The sequence below is a fragment of the Pseudogulbenkiania ferrooxidans 2002 genome (assembly GCF_000174355.1).
Classification (GTDB): Bacteria; Pseudomonadota; Gammaproteobacteria; order Burkholderiales; family Chromobacteriaceae; genus Pseudogulbenkiania; species Pseudogulbenkiania ferrooxidans.
In genome coordinates this window covers 249,572-263,726 of the sequence record NZ_ACIS01000002.1, presented here as the reverse complement: position 1 = coordinate 263,726, position 14,155 = coordinate 249,572, and the positions used below count along the sequence as shown (strand labels likewise).

Sequence of the window (14,155 nt, the reverse complement as noted above, 5' to 3'; positions counted from 1 at the left end):
AGGATGAAAATGAATTGATCTTATAATCATGTGTTGATGTTCGGCGGCGCAGTGATGCTGGCCGGTACGATAAGAAGAGAGGGTTTAGATGGGGGCGGATATTTATTCCCGCATTCGCCAGGTGGCGTTTGAGTTGGTCGGCGAGGGGGTCTGGCCCACGGTGATTGAGGTTCGGGCGCGCCTGGGCACCGGCTCAAACACCACGATCAACAATACGCTGAAGGAATGGCGCCAGGAATTCCTGTCGCGCGTGGCCGTATCCGCGCGCCGGCCAGACTGGCCGGCAGGGTTGGCCGAAGCCTTCGAACAAATCTGGCAACGCGCTTGTGACGAGTCGGACAGTCGGCTGGAGTCGGTGCGCCAGGAGTGGCAGGCGGAGCTGGTGGCCGAAAAAGAGGCCGGCGGCGAGTTGCGCCAGGCGCTGGAGAGTGCGGAGCTGGCGTTGGTGGCGGCCCGGCATGAGCTTGACATGGAGTCGGCCAAGCTGGCCGCGCTGGCGGGGCAGCTGAAGTCGGAGCAAGCGCGCTGCGAGTCGCTCGAGCGGGCCTTGCAAGAGCGTGGCCAGGCGTTGGAAAAGGCGCTGGTTCAGGTAGAGAAAATTCAGCAAGAGAGCGAGGGACGATTCTCCGAGTTCCGGGAGAGGGCCGAGCGCCAGGTGCAACAGGAGAAGGAAGAAAGCGCCCGGCGCGAGGCCTTGGCGTATGAGCGCTTGGAAGGCTTGCGCGTGCGGCTCTACGAGCAGATCGAAGAAGAGCGCCAGCAGATGAAAGCGACGGAGGAGCGCCTGGAGGGCGAGTTGCTCGCTATGCGCAAGGAGCTTGGCCGGTCCACGACGCTGTGGCAGGAGCGACTGGCCGAGCGAGAACGAGAATGCGGACGCTTGTCGGCTAAGCTCGAGACGCTCGAGGAGCAGCGCGAGCAGCTCCAGCGCATGCTCGACAGCGAATCGCAAAGCCGCAACCGGCTCAATGAACAGTTGCTGGAAATGTCAGCGGTGGTGACGCGTGCCGATGCCGAACGTCGATCGATGGTGCAGGGGTATCTGGAGCAGTTGGTGCAGGACCTCGGCGCGGCGTCGGCCGAGATCGTGCACATGGATGCTGTAGCCTTGCGGCAGTGGCTCGAAATCAGGGTGCCGCGTTAGCCGGCGCGGCGGTAAAGAGCCGGCCAAGCGGGGCGACGATACTCTCGAGGAAGTGGGCGTCGACATCGTCAAACTGGTTGAGCTGTTCCGAATCGACGTCCAGCACGGCGGCGACCTGCCCGTCCGGCAGGCGTACCGGGACGACGATCTCGGAGCGGGAACTGGAAGAGCAGGCGATGTGACCCGGGAAGGCGTCGACGTCGGGTACAACCAGCGTGCGGTTTTCCTTCCATGCCGCACCGCAGACGCCCTTGCCGTGCGGGATGCGTGTACAGGCGATCGGCCCCTGGAACGGTGCCAGGACCAGTTCATTATTCTTGACAACGTAGAAGCCGACCCACAGCCAGTCGAAAGTCATCTTGAGCGCGGCGCACAGGTTCGCCAGGGCCGCGACCTGGTCGGTTTCGTGGTCAAGCAGGGCACGGGTTTGCGGTAGCAGCGTCTGGTATTTCTCGGCTTTGCTGCCGCCTTCGATAATCAGTTGTTCGGCCATCTGGAATCTTCGTTTCGGGTGGTGCCATTGCGGGCAGATATAGTGCCATGAAAAAGCCCGACCGGGCTGCCTGTCTCGTAAGGGTGACAAGCGGTCGGGTCGGGCGTCATCGCCATGGTGGTGATGGTTACATGGTGTGCTGGCCGCCGTTGATCGCCAGGTTGGCGCCGGTCATGAAGCCGGATACGTCGGAGGCCAGGTAGTTGACCAGGCCGGCGATTTCTTCCGGCTTGCCAAGGCGGCCAACCGGGATCTGGGCGATGATTTTGTTGCGCACGTCTTCCGGCACGGCCATCACCATTTCGGTGGCGATGTAGCCCGGGGAGATGGTGTTGACGGTCACGCCCTTCTTGGCCACTTCCTGGGCCAGGGCCATGGTGAAGCCATGCATGCCGGCCTTGGCTGCGGAGTAGTTGGTCTGGCCGAACTGGCCCTTCTGGCCGTTGATCGACGAGATGTTGACGACGCGGCCCCAGCCACGGTCGACCATGCCGTCAATCACTGGTTTGGTCATGTTGAACACCGAATCCAGGTTGGTGCTGATGACCGCGCTCCAGTCGTCCTTGGTCAGGCGCTTGAAGGTCGCATCGCGGGTGATGCCGGCGTTGTTGACCAGGATGTCGACCGGGCCGATGTCCTGAGTGATCTTCTCGACCATGGCCTGGCAAGCGGCGGTGTCGGTGACGTCGCACTGATAGGCGTAGGCCTGGTAGCCGGCTTCTTTCATGTCAGCCAGCCAGGCTTGTTCCTTGCCCGGTTTGCTGTAGGTGGTGACCACGGTGTGGCCGGCAGCGGCGAGAGCCTTGCAAATCGAGGTCCCGATACCGCCCATGCCGCCCGAAACCAAAGCGATTCTCTTTGCCATTATCTCGTCTCCTGTCTGTGAGAAGCGCTGTAAGTGCGCTGTTTTGAGGTTCTTTGCATGACAGAATAGGGGCATTGTCTGGCTTTGTAAATCATCAGCGGAATTGCATAACTTATGCTGTTATCTTGTTCAGTTCGCTTGTCAGTCTTTGTAACAATTCCATGCGATACTGGCTTATTTTCCCGCTCTTGGCGGCTTCCTTGATGGCGCAGTCCGGTTCGGCCAGGTGGGCACAATTATGGAAGCGGCACTGCCCGATGAGGGGGCGCATCTCGGGAAAATAATGTACGAGATCAGTGGCTTGAAGGTGTTTCAGGCCGAATTCCTGCAATCCCGGTGAGTCGATCAAGTGGCTGTTCGAGTCGAGATGATAGAGCGCGGCATGCGTCGTGGTGTGCCGGCCGGAGTCGAGAGCAGTGGAAATATCACCGATTCGTGCACAGGCGTCCGGCAGCAAGGCGTTGGTCAGGGTGGACTTGCCCATGCCCGACTGTCCAACAAAAACCGAAGTGTGGCCGGCCAGCAGGGGGCGAAGTTCTTCCACGCTCTGTTTGGCCGATAGACTGAGGACGTGATAGCCCAGCGCCTGATACAGCTCCAGTTTTTTCAGCCAGGCGGCGGTTTCCGGCAGGTCCGACTTGTTGACCAGGATGATGGGCTCGATATCGGCGGCCTCGGCGGCGATCAGGCCCCGGTTGAGGAACTCTTCGCTTGGGGTGGGAACGGCGGCAGTCACGAACAGAATGCGGGTGACGTTGGCCGCAATCATCTTGGTTTTCCAGTCGTCCTGGCGGTAGAGCAGGCTGCGCCTTTCGTGGGCGTTTTCGATGACGGCTTGCTCGTCGTTCTGGATCAGGATGTCGACGAAGTCACCGCAGGCGTAGTTGACGCGTTTGCCGCGAGTGGTGCAATCGTAGGAGCGGCCGTCGGTTTCGACGATGAAGCGGCGGCCGTAGCTGCGGATGATCTGTCCGGTTTGTTTCATGCAGGCCTATTCAGCAGGGCTTCCGTTTTTGCCGCGCAGATGAAGTCGTTGAGGGTGAGGCCGTTGGCGTCGTGGGTGCTGAAGTGCACCACGGCGCGGTTGTAGTGAACCGACAGGTCTGGGTGATGGTCTTCCTGGTGGGCAATCCAGGCCAGGGCGTTCACGAACGCCATGGTTTCGTAGTAATTGCCGAAGCGGAAGGTCTTGACCAGCTCGATGCCTTGGATTTCCCAGCCGGGCAGGGCGGAGAGATGTTGCTGCTGGCGGGTGGCGTCCAGCGGGCTCTTGCCATGCTGGGCCTGGCAATGCATTGCCGTGAGGTTCATGCGTGCTCTCCTTTCAGATGGGCGATGCGCAGTGTCGCCGGCGGGTGGGAGTCGTAAAAGGCCGAATGCAGCGGGTCGGGGGTGAGCGTCGAGGCATTGTCCCGATACAGCTTGACCAAGGCCGACGCCAGCGCCTCGGCGGAAACCTGCGCGGCGGCAAAATCGTCGGCTTCATATTCGTGGCGGCGTGACAGCAGGCTGGAGAGCGGTGTCAGCGGGAAGGTGAAGGCAGGGATCACCATGAAGAACAGCACCAGCGCCAAGGCGTTGCTTTGGCTGGTCAGTCCCAGTCCCTGGTAGAACCAGGATGCATCGATCAGCCGACCCAGGATGAACAGGAAGCCCAGGGAGAGCGCGAAGGTGAGCCCGATGCGCTTGATGACGTGGCGCTTGTGGAAGTGCCCCAGTTCGTGGGCCAGCACCGCTTCGATCTCGTCGTGTTCGAGGCGTTTGAGCAGGGTGTCGAAGAACACGATGCGCTTGCTCGCACCAAAGCCGGTGAAGTAGGCGTTGCCATGGCTGGAGCGGGTGGAACCGTCCATGACGAAGATGCCTTGGCTCTTGAAGCCGCAACGCTGGAGCAGGGCGTCGATCCGCTGGCTCAGCGTGGCATCCTGCAGCGGTTGGAATTTGTTGAACAGCGGGGCGATCAGGGTCGGGTAGACCGCAACCAAGAGTACGCTGAAGACGCTCCATAGCAGCCACACCCACAGCCACCACAGGCTGCCCATGATCGACATCAGCCACAAGACCAGTAGCAGTAATGGCGCGCCGATCATTATGCCCAGTGTGGTGCTCTTGATCAGGTCGAGGAAGAACAGTTTGGGCGTTGTAGAGTTGAAGCCGAAGCGGGCCTCGACGCCGAAGGTGCGGGCCAGGCTGAAGGGCAAGGAGACCGCGCCGGAAACCAGACTGACCGCGCCAATCAGGATCAGTCCGCGCAGCAGGTCCGATCCGGCAAGGTTGGCCGAAAGCTGCCACAGCCCCTGCAGGCCGCCTCCCAGCGTCAGAGCCAGGATCAGCAGGGTATCGGCAGCGGCATTGAGCATGCCGAGCCGGGTCTTGGCGACGGTGTAATCGGCGGCGCGCTGGTGGGCTTCCAGTGGAATGCTGTCGGCAAAGCCCGCCGGCAACTGCTGGCGGTGGCGCAGGATGTGGCGGGTGTGGCGACGGGCCAGCCACAGCCGGAGCAGCAAGGAGCCCCCCAAGGCGAGCAGGAAGGCGTAGGTAAAGGCGTTTGTCATGGGAAAGAATGCGCGACGTTTGCCGGATGTGCGGCAATGGCGGAAAATACGACCGTTTAGAAAGATGGATCAGTATGGCACAAGATCAAAACAACCTCATCTGGCTCGACATGGAAATGACGGGCCTGAATCCGGATAGCGACCGCATCATCGAAATTGCCGTGGTGGTGACCGATGGCCAGCTCAACGTGCTGGCCGAGTCGCCGGTGCTGGCGATTCACCAGCCCGACAGCGTGCTGGATGGCATGGACGAGTGGAACAAGTCCACCCACGCCCGCTCGGGGCTGATCGAACGGGTCAAGGCCTCGACCCTGAGCGAAACCGATGCCGAGGAGCAGATGCTGGCGTTCCTGCAGGAGTACGTGCCGGCCAAGACCTCGCCGATGTGCGGCAACTCGATTTGCCAGGACCGCCGTTTCATGGCGCGCGGCATGCCGCGGCTCGAAGCCTTCTTCCATTACCGTAATCTCGACGTGTCGACGCTGAAGGAGCTGTGCAAGCGCTGGAAGCCCGAGGTGGCGCGTGGTGTGGTGAAGAAAGGCCGTCATCAGGCCCTGGCTGACATCCTCGAATCGATCGAGGAATTGAAGTACTACCGCGAGCATTTCATCAAGCTCTGAGTTTTGCGGCCCGCGGTTCCCGGCGGGCCGTCTTCCTGTCGCCATCACACTGGATTTTCGATGCTGGATTTCCGTCGTCACGACATCAACGGTTCACCGGTCTGGGCCAAGCTGCATCAGCACCAGCGCGCCACGCGCCACATGCACATGCGCGAACTCTTTCAACTGGACCCGCAGCGATTCGGCCGCTTTTCACTGGAAGTCGACGGGCTGTTGCTGGATTACTCCAAGAACCGCATGACCGAGCGTACCTTCGAACTGCTGTTCGAGTTGGCCGAAACGGTAAACCTGCGAGGCTGGATGGGGTCGATGCGCGGTGGCGAGCGCATCAACGTAAGCGAGGACCGCGCAGTACTGCATACTGCTTTGCGCCTTCCAGTCGAAGCGGTATTGGAGGTGGACGGCATTGACTTGGTGCCGCAGGTGCACGGGGTGCTGCAGCGCCTGCGCCGTTTCAGCGAGCGGGTGCGCGCCGGCGAATGGCGCGGCTATACCGGCTTGCCGGTGACAGACGTGGTCAATCTGGGTATTGGCGGTTCCGATCTCGGGCCGCTGGTGGTGGCCGAAGCGCTGGGTTCGTACGCGCATCCGGGGCTAACGGTGCATTTCGTCTCCAACGTGGACGGTCAGCATATCGCCCGCACCCTGGAGAAGCTCGACCCGCGTACCACCCTGTTCATCGTGGCGTCCAAGTCGTTCACCACCCCGGAAACCTTGCTCAACGCCCAGGCGGCGCGGCAGTGGTTCCTGCAGATGGCGACAGAAGCGGATATAGCACGCCATTTCGTCGCGGTGTCGACCAACGCCGGTGCCGTCAAGGCGTTCGGCATCGACCCGGAGAACATGTTCGGCTTTTGGGATTGGGTCGGCGGACGCTATTCGGTGTGGTCCGCCATCGGCCTGCCGGTGATGCTGGCGGTCGGATTCGAGTGCTTCAGTGAGTTTTTGGCTGGCGGTCATGCCATGGACCGGCATTTCTTCAGCGCTCCGTTCGAGCGCAACATGCCGGTGATCCTGGCGCTGATTGGCGTCTGGTACAACACCTTCTACGGTGCCCATACCCACGCCATCATGCCGTATGACCATGGCCTGCGCCGCCTTCCTGCCCATATCCAGCAGCTGGACATGGAGTCCAATGGCAAGCGCGTCGGGCGCTATGGCGAGCGGCTAGACTTCAAGACCGGGCCGGTGATCTGGGGTGAGGAGGGCGTGAACAGCCAGCATGCCTTCTTCCAGTTGCTGCATCAGGGCACTCGCCTGGTGCCTTGCGATTTCATCATTCCAATGAACAGCCACTACCGGGTCGACCACCAGCATGCCGTGCTGGTGGCCAACTGCCTAGCGCAGACCGAGGCGCTGATGCGCGGCAAGGGCGAGGCCGAAGTGATGGCGGAGCTGTCCGATCTGCCGGGTGATCGGCTCGACATGCTGCTGCCGCAGAAACTGTTTCCTGGCAATCAGCCCTCCAACACGCTCGCTCTTGATAAGCTGACGCCGCACGCGCTCGGCATGCTGATGGCCTTGTACGAGCACAAGGTGTTCGTACAGGGTGTGATCTGGGGAATCAATTCCTTCGACCAATGGGGTGTCGAGTACGGCAAGCAACTGGCGCAGCGCATCCTGCCGGAGCTCTCGTCCGAAGGCGCGCTGGCGCACGACAGTTCCACCAACGGGCTGATCGCCCATTTCCGGAGTCGTCATGAGCGCTGAGATGGAATTGGCTCGCCAACTGGGCGAACTACTGTTTGATCGAGGGGAGTGCCTGACTCTGGCTGAGTCTTGCACGGCCGGCCGGATTGCCGGGGCCGTGACCGATATCGCAGGCAGCTCGGCCTGGTTCGGTTATGGCTTTGTCACCTATAGCAACGAGGCCAAACAGCAGATGCTCGGCGTGCGCGCCGAAACGTTGGCCGAAGACGGCGCGGTCAGTGAGCGGACCGTGCGGGAAATGGCGGCCGGGGCGCTGCAGTGCTCCGGGGCCGACTGGGCGGTGGCCGTGTCGGGTATCGCCGGTCCGGCAGGCGGCTCGGTGGCGAAGCCGGTGGGGACGGTATGGTTCGCCCTGGCTGGCTCTCAGGGTGCGGCCGAGGCCTTCGTCTGCCATTTTTCCGGCGATCGTCTCGAGGTTCGTCGGCAGGCGGTGGAAACGGCGCTGTCCCGCCTGATACAGCTGATCGGCCGTCAGCCGCTGTCCGCCTGACGATCGCTTCAAGAGATCACAACGCCGGTTCGTCCGGCGTTTTTTATGCCTTGTCGTCGGTGTGAGGGGGGCTCTCGTCCAGCTTGGCGCGTGGGTGGGTGGCATCGTAGACCTTGGCCAGGTGCTGGAAATCGAGGCTGGTGTAAATCTGCGTGGTGGACAGGTTGGCGTGGCCCAGCAGCTCCTGGACCGCGCGCAGATCGCCTGAAGACTGCAGTAGATGGCTGGCAAAAGAATGGCGCAGCATGTGGGGATGGACATGGCGGTCGCTGCCGTGGCGCTGCGCCCACTGCTCCAGCCGTTTCTCCACCTGTCGTCCGGACAGCCGCCGCCCGCTCTTGCCGGTGAATACCGCACCTTCGCCCGGCTGGGAGGGGCGGATTGCCAGCCATCGTTCCAGCGCCTGCCGGGCTTGGCGGCCGATCGGCAGGATGCGTGTCTTGTTGCCCTTGCCGTGGGCGGTGAGCAGGCCCTCGCCCAGATCGAGATCAGCAAGGTCGAGCCCGGTCAGCTCCGACAGGCGCAAGCCGCACGAGTAGAGCAGCTCGAACATGGCCTGGTCGCGGAGGGCTAGGTCATCTTCGGGATCGATCGGGGCGTCGAGCAGGGCGCTGGTGGCGTCGACGGGCAGGGCCTTGGGAAGCGTCTTCGGGCTTTTGGGTGGCCGGATTCCGTGGCAGGGGTTGGCTGGGAGTTTTTCCTGTTCGATCAGCCAGTCGAAGAATCCGCGCCAGGCGGACAGCATGCGCGCTAGGCTGCGGCCAATGTGCCCCTTGGCGTGGAGCCGTGCCACGGCGAGGCGGATCTGTTGTGCGGTGAGGGTGGCAGGATCCTGCGCCCCTTGCAGTGCGGCCAGCGCCTGCAGGTCGCGGCGGTAGGCGCTGCGCGTGTGCGGGCTCTTGCCGGCAAGCTGCAGCGACTGGTCGTAGCCGGCGATCCGCTGCTCCCAGCTCGTGGACGAGGGAACGCTCTGCTCGGGGCTTGGGTCGGGCACGTCCTGCGGGCTTGTGCTCATGATGCAACGTTCTCTGAAGTCAGGACAAAGTAAAAAGCCGCCCGACGAGATAAGGGGCGGCTCTGGGGTGGGGCTCGGCGAACCTTACTGCCTGACGAATTCGTTCTCGATATCCTCGAGCGTGATTTCCCATGAGTCCATCATGTAGCGCAGCAGGGCCATCTCCGGATCGCTGATCTGTCCGTCGGACTTGGTGACGTCGATGGCCAGGGCGCAGGCGAGAATGCGCCGGCTGCGGTCGGTGACATCGGTCAGCAGATTGTCGATGCGCTGCTTGTCGATGAGATGGATCGTGCCATCCTGCTCATCGGCTTCGTCCGAGATGTCGTCGCAGTAGCTGATCAGCACGTCCATGAATTGCTTGCGGCCGAGGCCTAGCACCTCGTAGGCGTTCAACTCCTCCAGTGCTTCGATTTCGTGGTGATCCATCTCGCCGTCGGTGACTAGGAACATGGCCAGCAAGCGGGCAATGGCTTCGGCACTGTTGGGGGGGTAGGGTCTCATCATGCCATTCCTCCTTGTTGTTCTCGCGGAAAGCGCGTCATAAACATGTCGGGCATGGGCGCGATTTTCCGCTTGCCGTAATCGAAGAAGACGATTCCGGTCTTCAATCTTGCCACTTCTTGCCCGGTCTTGTCATGGCTTGCCTGATAAACCAGATCGAAACCGTATTTGTTGGGGTCGGTCAGTCCCAGACGAAAGATCAGGTTTTCGCCATGAAAGACCTCTGCCTTGTAGACGATAGCGGCATCCGTCATGATGATGCCATGCCCCTCTACATCGAGCTCGGTATAACCGTAGGCCTTGAAAAACCGCAGCCGCGCTTCGTGGGCCAGCCGCAGTATGGCGTCGTTGGCGAGATGTCCCCCGTAGTTGATATCACCTATCCTGATATCGAGGGCTGTTTCGAAGACGAATGTCTCCGGCAGGGGAATCTGGATACGGGCCATGATCGATTCTGCTTCAAATACGGCAGAGTCTACTCACGTCCTTAACCTGCATCAACAATGAAACGTGGCGGATTTGGTACGGTGTGGTAGTCAGGGGTTATTAGATAAGGAGCATGTCATGTATCAGCGAATTTACGTACCGGTGGATGATAGCGAAACTTCCAACCTGGCCTTGGCTGAGGCTTGCAAGCTCGCAAAAGAAGTCGGTGCCAAGGTGTGCCTCGCGCATGTTGTCGACCTGGCGCAGTTTGGATGGGGGGGGACGGAGTTTCTCGATGCTTCCGAACTACAGGCTTCGATCAAGCAGGCCGGCGAGAAGGTGCTGTCTCAGGCTGAAGCCAAGGCGCAGGCCATGGGTGTTCAGGTCGAGGGCAAGATTCTCGAGAGCTGGGGCGACAAGATTGCGTCGGTATTGATTGAAGACTTGCAGAACTGGCAGGCGGACTTGGTGGTCATGGGGACGCACGGCTGGAGCGGCCTGATGCATCTGCTGATGGGGAGTGTGGCAGAGGGCGTGCTAAAGCAGGTCGAAGTCCCGGTCTTGCTGGTGCGTAACGTCGGCGACTGACCCAGGGCTGAGGTCGGTGATGCGCATCACCATCTCCCCGGTGGGGTTCACCGGGGAGATGTCATGGGATGGTGCTGACGATGATCAGCTAGCAACCGATTCCGACGACGAGGAGCCTTCCGTGGCGTCCAGTTTGGCACGCACGGCTTTGCGCAGGCTCTTGTAGAGGTCCGGGTGGGTCTCTTTGAGGTATTCGACGATCTCGAAATCCTCACGGCGTACCCGGGCCAGATCGACCTGCTCAACATGAACCAGACGAAGCAGTTCGCGCACCGGTTTGGGCATGTTGCGGCCGCTTTCATAGCGGGAGCCGCCGGATTGGGTGACGCCGATACGGCTCCAGAATTCCTGCTGGTTCAGGCCGAGCTTTCGCCGGATCTCGCGGGGGTTGGTGATCTTCTCAAACAGTTTCATGGTAAGCCTCGTAAATTGGTAACCGGTCTTGATAAGTGTTTTTATTGGGTACTGCTATATAAAAAATAGCAGAAAAAATCCATTAGGAATATTAGAGCGTACAAAAAAAAATAGTTCCCGTCATCGCTCATGGAATATTCCATATTTCTTATGTTTTAAGCCGCAGGACAGGTTGCTGGATCGACGGGTGCAGGGAATCGTCCGGCGCTGACGGGCTGGGCTGTGCACAACAAAAAAAGGGAGGGGTGGCGAGCCCGACCCCCGGCACTTGCACTGAATAACTGTGGCTGCTTCCTTCCGGACCTGACCAGGTTCGCTATTGTGCAATGCGGGGAGGCCCGCCATTGAGAGTTGAAAATTATATCCCTTTAACATGGGTTTGCCAAGCAATTATTGCGGGCTTTCAGGGTATTTTTACTTTCCCATCAAATTGTACGGCGGGTCTCATGGTTTGACGCCGTGGTCGGCAAACCAGGCCAGCATTTTGGCCCAGCCGTCGTGTGCGGCGGCTGCATTGTAGCTTGGTCGGTAATCGGCATTGAAGCCGTGGCCGGCGTCCGGGTAGACGATCAGGCGGGAGGGGCTGCCTGCTTTGGCCAGCTTGTCCTGCATTGCCTTGACGGTGTCGAGGGAGATGCCGCTGTCGAGTCCGCCATAGAGCCCCAGAACAGGCGCCTTCAATTGATCCGCCAGGTCCAGTGGGTGCCTGGGGGTCATGGCGCTGCTGCTGGCAGTCAGTTTTCCGTACCAGGCCGCTGCAGCCTTGATGGCGTCGGTATGGGCGGCGTACAACCAGACGATACGGCCGCCCCAGCAGAAGCCGGTGATGGCTGTGCGCTCGCTATCCCCTCCATGGCTGTGCGTCCAGGCGAGCGTGGCATCCAGATCCTGCAGCACCTGCTGGTCGGAGACCTTGCCGACCAGTTTGGCCAGGAGTTCTTCGGTCGAGGGGTATTCCCGAGGATTACCCTGGCGGAAATAGAGTTCAGGGGCGATAGCGAGGTAACCGGCTTTGGCCAGTCGCCGGCAGAGGTCTTGAATGTGTTCGTGAACGCCGAAAATCTCCTGTACCACCAGGACGACGGGCAGCGTTCCTTTTGCGTTGGCAGGGCGGGCCATGTAGGCGGGGAGGATTTCACCGTTGACCGGCACGCCGACCGGGCCTGTGCTCAGGTTCTGGCTGTCGGTAGTGATGACGGTGGCCGAGGCTGGGCTGACTGCTAGTGCGAAACCGGTGCCCAGGGCCAGTTGCAAGAAGTGTCGGCGCTCGTCATCGGGGTGGGGCGGGAGGTCTGACGGTGTGGGCATGGTAACTCTCCAAGGGGTAATCCATGCTAGATCAATCCTGTCGTGTGAACCAGTGCAGACGGTCGGCCTTGGTTTTGCTATCCCGGGGCCTGCCGAGGGCTATCCTGTGGGGTGTGGTGTCATGCGCTGGCGGCTGACAAAGGTGGGGCCGAGTGTCGGGGCGGGGTGTAGAATGGCACGCATTACTGAAAGATGATGACAAGGCAGAGTGCACATGAAAAGAACGGATCTGGAAAAGAACAAGGGGCTGAAGATCAACGGCAAGATGGCTCAGGCCGGCGTGCCTGCCCGCTACAGCCAGCAGGCGGGCGAAGTGCTGGATAAGAAGGAACGTCGCAAGCTCGATCAGGCTCAGGGCCTGGTGCCTTTCGCGGTGAAGCTGCCGGGAGATCTGGTCAAGGAGTTGCAGGCGTTGGCTCAAGAGCGCCAGCTTGCCATGAGCGATCTGGCCGTAGAACTGTTGAAGAAGGGCTTGTCCGCCTGAATTAGAGCGGACGATGGCAAGCAAAACGGCACAATTATGTGCCGTTTTGCTTTTGGTGTGGCCGTGGCAATGGCAGTCAGGGGCGTGTGGCCGCCGTGGCGGCGGCTGCATCGAGTGGCAGGAACTGTAGCAAGGGGGCGCCGAGCAAGGCCTGGCTGTAGTTGATGGCGGCGCGGCGATACTTTTCGTCGGAGAAGGCGGCCAGCAGGTCCAGCCGGCCGACGATCTTGCCGAATTCACGTTCGAAGCTGAGGTTCTGCTCGCTATCGCTGAGTTCGTTGGCTCGCAGCATGGCTTTGCCGTCGTCACCTTTGCGGTTGGATAACAGCCAGGCCGCTACTTCGACATTGTAGGAGGCATTGGCGAGCTTGCCGGCGTCGAGACCGTCCAGCAGGTAGTGCTCGGTCTTGCCGTCGTAACAGTCGAGCAGCATGCTTCCCAGTCCGTAGATCAGAGTGCCGGCGCGGTCGCCCTTGAAGTGTGGATCGAATGCCGTGGTGAGGGCGGACACCGAGCGCACCTTGCCCAGAGCTGGGAGGGGCTGGTTGCGGCGAATGGCTTCCATGATTTGCCGATGAGCTTCGTCGCGACTGCCCGCGCCGCCAGCGCGCCAACTGGATGGATTGCGCTTGTATAGTTTGTCGAGCAGCAGACTCAGGCTGTCGAGGTTGTCACGCATGGTGAGGTTGGCGACGCGGTTACCATCGCTTTGCCCGAGTTGCTCCACGCTGAAGCCATCGCTGCCAACCGGCTTCTTTCCGGGCGGCGAGGAGCAGGCCAGCAGCAGGCTGCAGAGGCACAGCGGGAGCAGGCGGGAGAGGGGCTGCGGGAGATGGGGCATGGGGAATCTGCGGCTGTAACGGTGTTGCCGTATGTAGCATGCCGCCGCGAGCCGCGGCAAGCGAGCGCGGCGGCGTCATTTCCCTGTCCCGAGGTTTAGTGTTGTTTGGCGCGGGGGTGGAGACCCAGGGCGGCCCAGCCTTCGTGCCCGAGTTCCTTCATCGTCGCGATGTTTTTTTCGTAGATGGCGTCGGCCTCGGGGAACGCCTCGACGGCACGATCGATGCTGCTCTCGCGCAGCAGGTGCAGCGTGGGGTAGGGGGAGCGGTTGGTGAAGTTCTCGATGTCGTCCTTGTCGGTGCCTTCGAACTGGTAGTCCGGGTGGAAGCTGGCCACCTGCAGGGTGCCGGCGTAGCCCAGTTCTTCGACGACGTTGTCGGCGAGATCGAGAAAGTCGTTGTAATCCAGGAAGTCGGTGAGCGTGTCGGGGTGGATCAGCAGGGTGGTGTCGATCTCTTCCGGGGAGGTCTCGTCCAGTAGTTGCAGTTCACGCTCGAGTTCTTCCAGCAGGGCGTCGATGTGGGGGGCATGGCTCACCACGAAGCGTACCTGATTCTTGACGTATACGGACTTGGCAAACGGACACAGGTTGAGGTCGATGACGGCTTTTTCCACCCATTGACGGGTGGCGGTGATGATGTCGTTGTCGCTGGGAGTAGTCATGTCGCGGTCCGGTGAGGGTGGTGTCGTTGGTGGGAT

The 14,155-nt window shown here is 61.0% G+C and carries 18 protein-coding genes and 1 other RNA gene; 6 read left to right on the top strand and 13 right to left on the bottom strand.

Annotated elements, in window-relative coordinates; translation table 11 throughout:
* Positions 1-88: 88 nt before the first annotated feature.
* Positions 89-1,144 carry a DNA-binding protein gene (locus tag FURADRAFT_RS03960; RefSeq protein ID WP_008952822.1) on the top strand — a complete coding sequence of 352 codons (1,056 nt, stop codon included), beginning with the start codon at positions 89-91 and terminating at the stop codon, positions 1,142-1,144.
* Here FURADRAFT_RS03960 and FURADRAFT_RS03955 read toward each other — a convergent pair.
* From FURADRAFT_RS03955 to FURADRAFT_RS03935, 5 genes are all read right to left on the bottom strand, one after another.
* Positions 1,128-1,637: a GAF domain-containing protein gene (locus FURADRAFT_RS03955; protein WP_008952821.1), complete on the bottom strand. Its 510-nt coding sequence runs from the start codon at positions 1,635-1,637 to the stop codon at positions 1,128-1,130. The genes FURADRAFT_RS03960 and FURADRAFT_RS03955 overlap by 17 nt on opposite strands.
* A gap of 127 nt (positions 1,638-1,764) precedes the next feature.
* Positions 1,765-2,502: a beta-ketoacyl-ACP reductase gene (phbB, locus tag FURADRAFT_RS03950; RefSeq protein ID WP_008952820.1), complete on the bottom strand. Its 738-nt coding sequence runs from the start codon at positions 2,500-2,502 to the stop codon at positions 1,765-1,767.
* Between the two features lie 112 nt (positions 2,503-2,614).
* Positions 2,615-3,487, bottom strand: coding sequence for a ribosome small subunit-dependent GTPase A (gene rsgA, locus FURADRAFT_RS03945; RefSeq protein ID WP_008952819.1), 873 nt, complete (start codon positions 3,485-3,487; stop codon positions 2,615-2,617).
* Positions 3,484-3,813, bottom strand: coding sequence for a 4a-hydroxytetrahydrobiopterin dehydratase (locus FURADRAFT_RS03940; protein ID WP_008952818.1), 330 nt, complete (start codon positions 3,811-3,813; stop codon positions 3,484-3,486). The genes rsgA and FURADRAFT_RS03940 overlap by 4 nt, the downstream gene beginning before the upstream one ends.
* Positions 3,810-5,057, bottom strand: coding sequence for a M48 family metallopeptidase (locus FURADRAFT_RS03935; RefSeq protein ID WP_008952817.1), 1,248 nt, complete (start codon positions 5,055-5,057; stop codon positions 3,810-3,812). Before FURADRAFT_RS03935 ends, FURADRAFT_RS03940 begins: the two co-directional genes overlap by 4 nt.
* A gap of 74 nt (positions 5,058-5,131) precedes the next feature.
* On the opposite strand from FURADRAFT_RS03935, the gene orn reads away from it, so the two are divergent.
* Genes orn through FURADRAFT_RS03920 form a run of 3 tightly spaced genes read left to right on the top strand, consistent with a single transcriptional unit; the run spans position 5,132 to position 7,877 of the window.
* Complete coding sequence (orn, locus tag FURADRAFT_RS03930) at positions 5,132-5,677, top strand: oligoribonuclease (protein WP_008952816.1); 546 nt, start codon at positions 5,132-5,134, stop codon at positions 5,675-5,677.
* A gap of 60 nt (positions 5,678-5,737) precedes the next feature.
* Positions 5,738-7,387: a glucose-6-phosphate isomerase gene (pgi, locus tag FURADRAFT_RS03925; protein WP_008952815.1), complete on the top strand. Its 1,650-nt coding sequence runs from the start codon at positions 5,738-5,740 to the stop codon at positions 7,385-7,387.
* 1 nt (position 7,388) lies between these two features.
* The gene (locus tag FURADRAFT_RS03920; RefSeq protein WP_150105012.1) at positions 7,389-7,877 is read left to right on the top strand and encodes a CinA family protein; all 489 of its coding nucleotides are present in this window, start codon (positions 7,389-7,391) and stop codon (positions 7,875-7,877) included.
* Between the two features lie 43 nt (positions 7,878-7,920).
* On the opposite strand, the gene xerC is transcribed toward FURADRAFT_RS03920, so the two are convergent.
* The 3 genes from xerC to FURADRAFT_RS03905 form a co-directional block, all read right to left on the bottom strand.
* Entirely contained in the window at positions 7,921-8,892 is a 972-nt protein-coding gene (gene xerC / locus FURADRAFT_RS03915; RefSeq protein ID WP_008952813.1) for a tyrosine recombinase XerC, read from the bottom strand.
* Between the two features lie 84 nt (positions 8,893-8,976).
* The gene (locus FURADRAFT_RS03910; RefSeq protein WP_008952812.1) at positions 8,977-9,399 is read right to left on the bottom strand and encodes a tellurite resistance TerB family protein; all 423 of its coding nucleotides are present in this window, start codon (positions 9,397-9,399) and stop codon (positions 8,977-8,979) included.
* The gene (locus FURADRAFT_RS03905) at positions 9,396-9,842 is read right to left on the bottom strand and encodes a thioesterase family protein (protein WP_008952811.1); all 447 of its coding nucleotides are present in this window, start codon (positions 9,840-9,842) and stop codon (positions 9,396-9,398) included. The genes FURADRAFT_RS03910 and FURADRAFT_RS03905 overlap by 4 nt, the downstream gene beginning before the upstream one ends.
* Before the next feature lie 118 nt (positions 9,843-9,960).
* Here FURADRAFT_RS03905 and FURADRAFT_RS03900 point away from each other — a divergent pair, with 118 nt between their 5' ends.
* Positions 9,961-10,410 (top strand): universal stress protein, encoded by a 450-nt coding sequence (locus tag FURADRAFT_RS03900; RefSeq protein ID WP_008952810.1) that lies wholly within the window; start codon positions 9,961-9,963, stop codon positions 10,408-10,410.
* Between the two features lie 84 nt (positions 10,411-10,494).
* Here the strand turns inward: FURADRAFT_RS03900 and FURADRAFT_RS03895 are convergent, their stop codons facing one another.
* The 3 genes from FURADRAFT_RS03895 to FURADRAFT_RS03890 form a co-directional block, all read right to left on the bottom strand.
* Positions 10,495-10,824, bottom strand: coding sequence for a helix-turn-helix domain-containing protein (locus FURADRAFT_RS03895; protein WP_008952809.1), 330 nt, complete (start codon positions 10,822-10,824; stop codon positions 10,495-10,497).
* 244 nt (positions 10,825-11,068) lie between these two features.
* Positions 11,069-11,167: signal recognition particle sRNA small type (gene ffs, locus FURADRAFT_RS20035), an RNA gene on the bottom strand.
* Positions 11,168-11,268: 101 nt separating this feature from the next.
* On the bottom strand, positions 11,269-12,078 hold the full coding sequence (locus FURADRAFT_RS03890; RefSeq protein ID WP_236261525.1) for a dienelactone hydrolase family protein: 810 nt from the start codon (positions 12,076-12,078) through the stop codon (positions 11,269-11,271).
* A gap of 268 nt (positions 12,079-12,346) precedes the next feature.
* On the opposite strand from FURADRAFT_RS03890, the gene FURADRAFT_RS03885 reads away from it, so the two are divergent.
* A complete protein-coding gene (locus tag FURADRAFT_RS03885) occupies positions 12,347-12,616 on the top strand; it encodes a hypothetical protein (RefSeq protein ID WP_008952807.1) in 270 nt (89 codons plus the stop codon).
* A 76-nt stretch (positions 12,617-12,692) separates the two neighbouring features.
* Here FURADRAFT_RS03885 and FURADRAFT_RS03880 read toward each other — a convergent pair whose 3' ends face one another.
* Positions 12,693-13,457 (bottom strand): hypothetical protein, encoded by a 765-nt coding sequence (locus FURADRAFT_RS03880; protein ID WP_008952806.1) that lies wholly within the window; start codon positions 13,455-13,457, stop codon positions 12,693-12,695.
* A 95-nt stretch (positions 13,458-13,552) separates the two neighbouring features.
* Positions 13,553-14,119, bottom strand: a complete 567-nt coding sequence (locus FURADRAFT_RS03875; protein WP_008952805.1) for a DUF1415 domain-containing protein — start codon at positions 14,117-14,119, stop codon at positions 13,553-13,555.
* Positions 14,120-14,155: the final 36 nt, after the last annotated feature.

What these genes read in the sequence shown, in the direction of transcription:
- FURADRAFT_RS03895 (WP_008952809.1), bottom strand. Translation starts at nt 10,824, where the DNA reads ATGAAACTGTTTGAGAAGATCACCAACCCCCGCGAGATCCGGCGAAAG.
- FURADRAFT_RS03875 (WP_008952805.1), bottom strand. Translation starts at nt 14,119, where the DNA reads ATGACTACTCCCAGCGACAACGACATCATCACCGCCACCCGTCAATGG.
- FURADRAFT_RS03905 (WP_008952811.1), bottom strand. Translation starts at nt 9,842, where the DNA reads ATGGCCCGTATCCAGATTCCCCTGCCGGAGACATTCGTCTTCGAAACA.
- FURADRAFT_RS03900 (WP_008952810.1), top strand. Translation starts at nt 9,961, where the DNA reads ATGTATCAGCGAATTTACGTACCGGTGGATGATAGCGAAACTTCCAAC.
- pgi (WP_008952815.1), top strand. Translation starts at nt 5,738, where the DNA reads ATGCTGGATTTCCGTCGTCACGACATCAACGGTTCACCGGTCTGGGCC.
- FURADRAFT_RS03940 (WP_008952818.1), bottom strand. Translation starts at nt 3,813, where the DNA reads ATGAACCTCACGGCAATGCATTGCCAGGCCCAGCATGGCAAGAGCCCG.
- rsgA (WP_008952819.1), bottom strand. Translation starts at nt 3,487, where the DNA reads ATGAAACAAACCGGACAGATCATCCGCAGCTACGGCCGCCGCTTCATC.
- xerC (WP_008952813.1), bottom strand. Translation starts at nt 8,892, where the DNA reads ATGAGCACAAGCCCGCAGGACGTGCCCGACCCAAGCCCCGAGCAGAGC.
- FURADRAFT_RS03885 (WP_008952807.1), top strand. Translation starts at nt 12,347, where the DNA reads ATGAAAAGAACGGATCTGGAAAAGAACAAGGGGCTGAAGATCAACGGC.
- FURADRAFT_RS03880 (WP_008952806.1), bottom strand. Translation starts at nt 13,457, where the DNA reads ATGCCCCATCTCCCGCAGCCCCTCTCCCGCCTGCTCCCGCTGTGCCTC.
- FURADRAFT_RS03935 (WP_008952817.1), bottom strand. Translation starts at nt 5,057, where the DNA reads ATGACAAACGCCTTTACCTACGCCTTCCTGCTCGCCTTGGGGGGCTCC.
- orn (WP_008952816.1), top strand. Translation starts at nt 5,132, where the DNA reads ATGGCACAAGATCAAAACAACCTCATCTGGCTCGACATGGAAATGACG.
- FURADRAFT_RS03910 (WP_008952812.1), bottom strand. Translation starts at nt 9,399, where the DNA reads ATGATGAGACCCTACCCCCCCAACAGTGCCGAAGCCATTGCCCGCTTG.
- FURADRAFT_RS03960 (WP_008952822.1), top strand. Translation starts at nt 89, where the DNA reads ATGGGGGCGGATATTTATTCCCGCATTCGCCAGGTGGCGTTTGAGTTG.
- FURADRAFT_RS03955 (WP_008952821.1), bottom strand. Translation starts at nt 1,637, where the DNA reads ATGGCCGAACAACTGATTATCGAAGGCGGCAGCAAAGCCGAGAAATAC.
- FURADRAFT_RS03920 (WP_150105012.1), top strand. Translation starts at nt 7,389, where the DNA reads ATGGAATTGGCTCGCCAACTGGGCGAACTACTGTTTGATCGAGGGGAG.
- phbB (WP_008952820.1), bottom strand. Translation starts at nt 2,502, where the DNA reads ATGGCAAAGAGAATCGCTTTGGTTTCGGGCGGCATGGGCGGTATCGGG.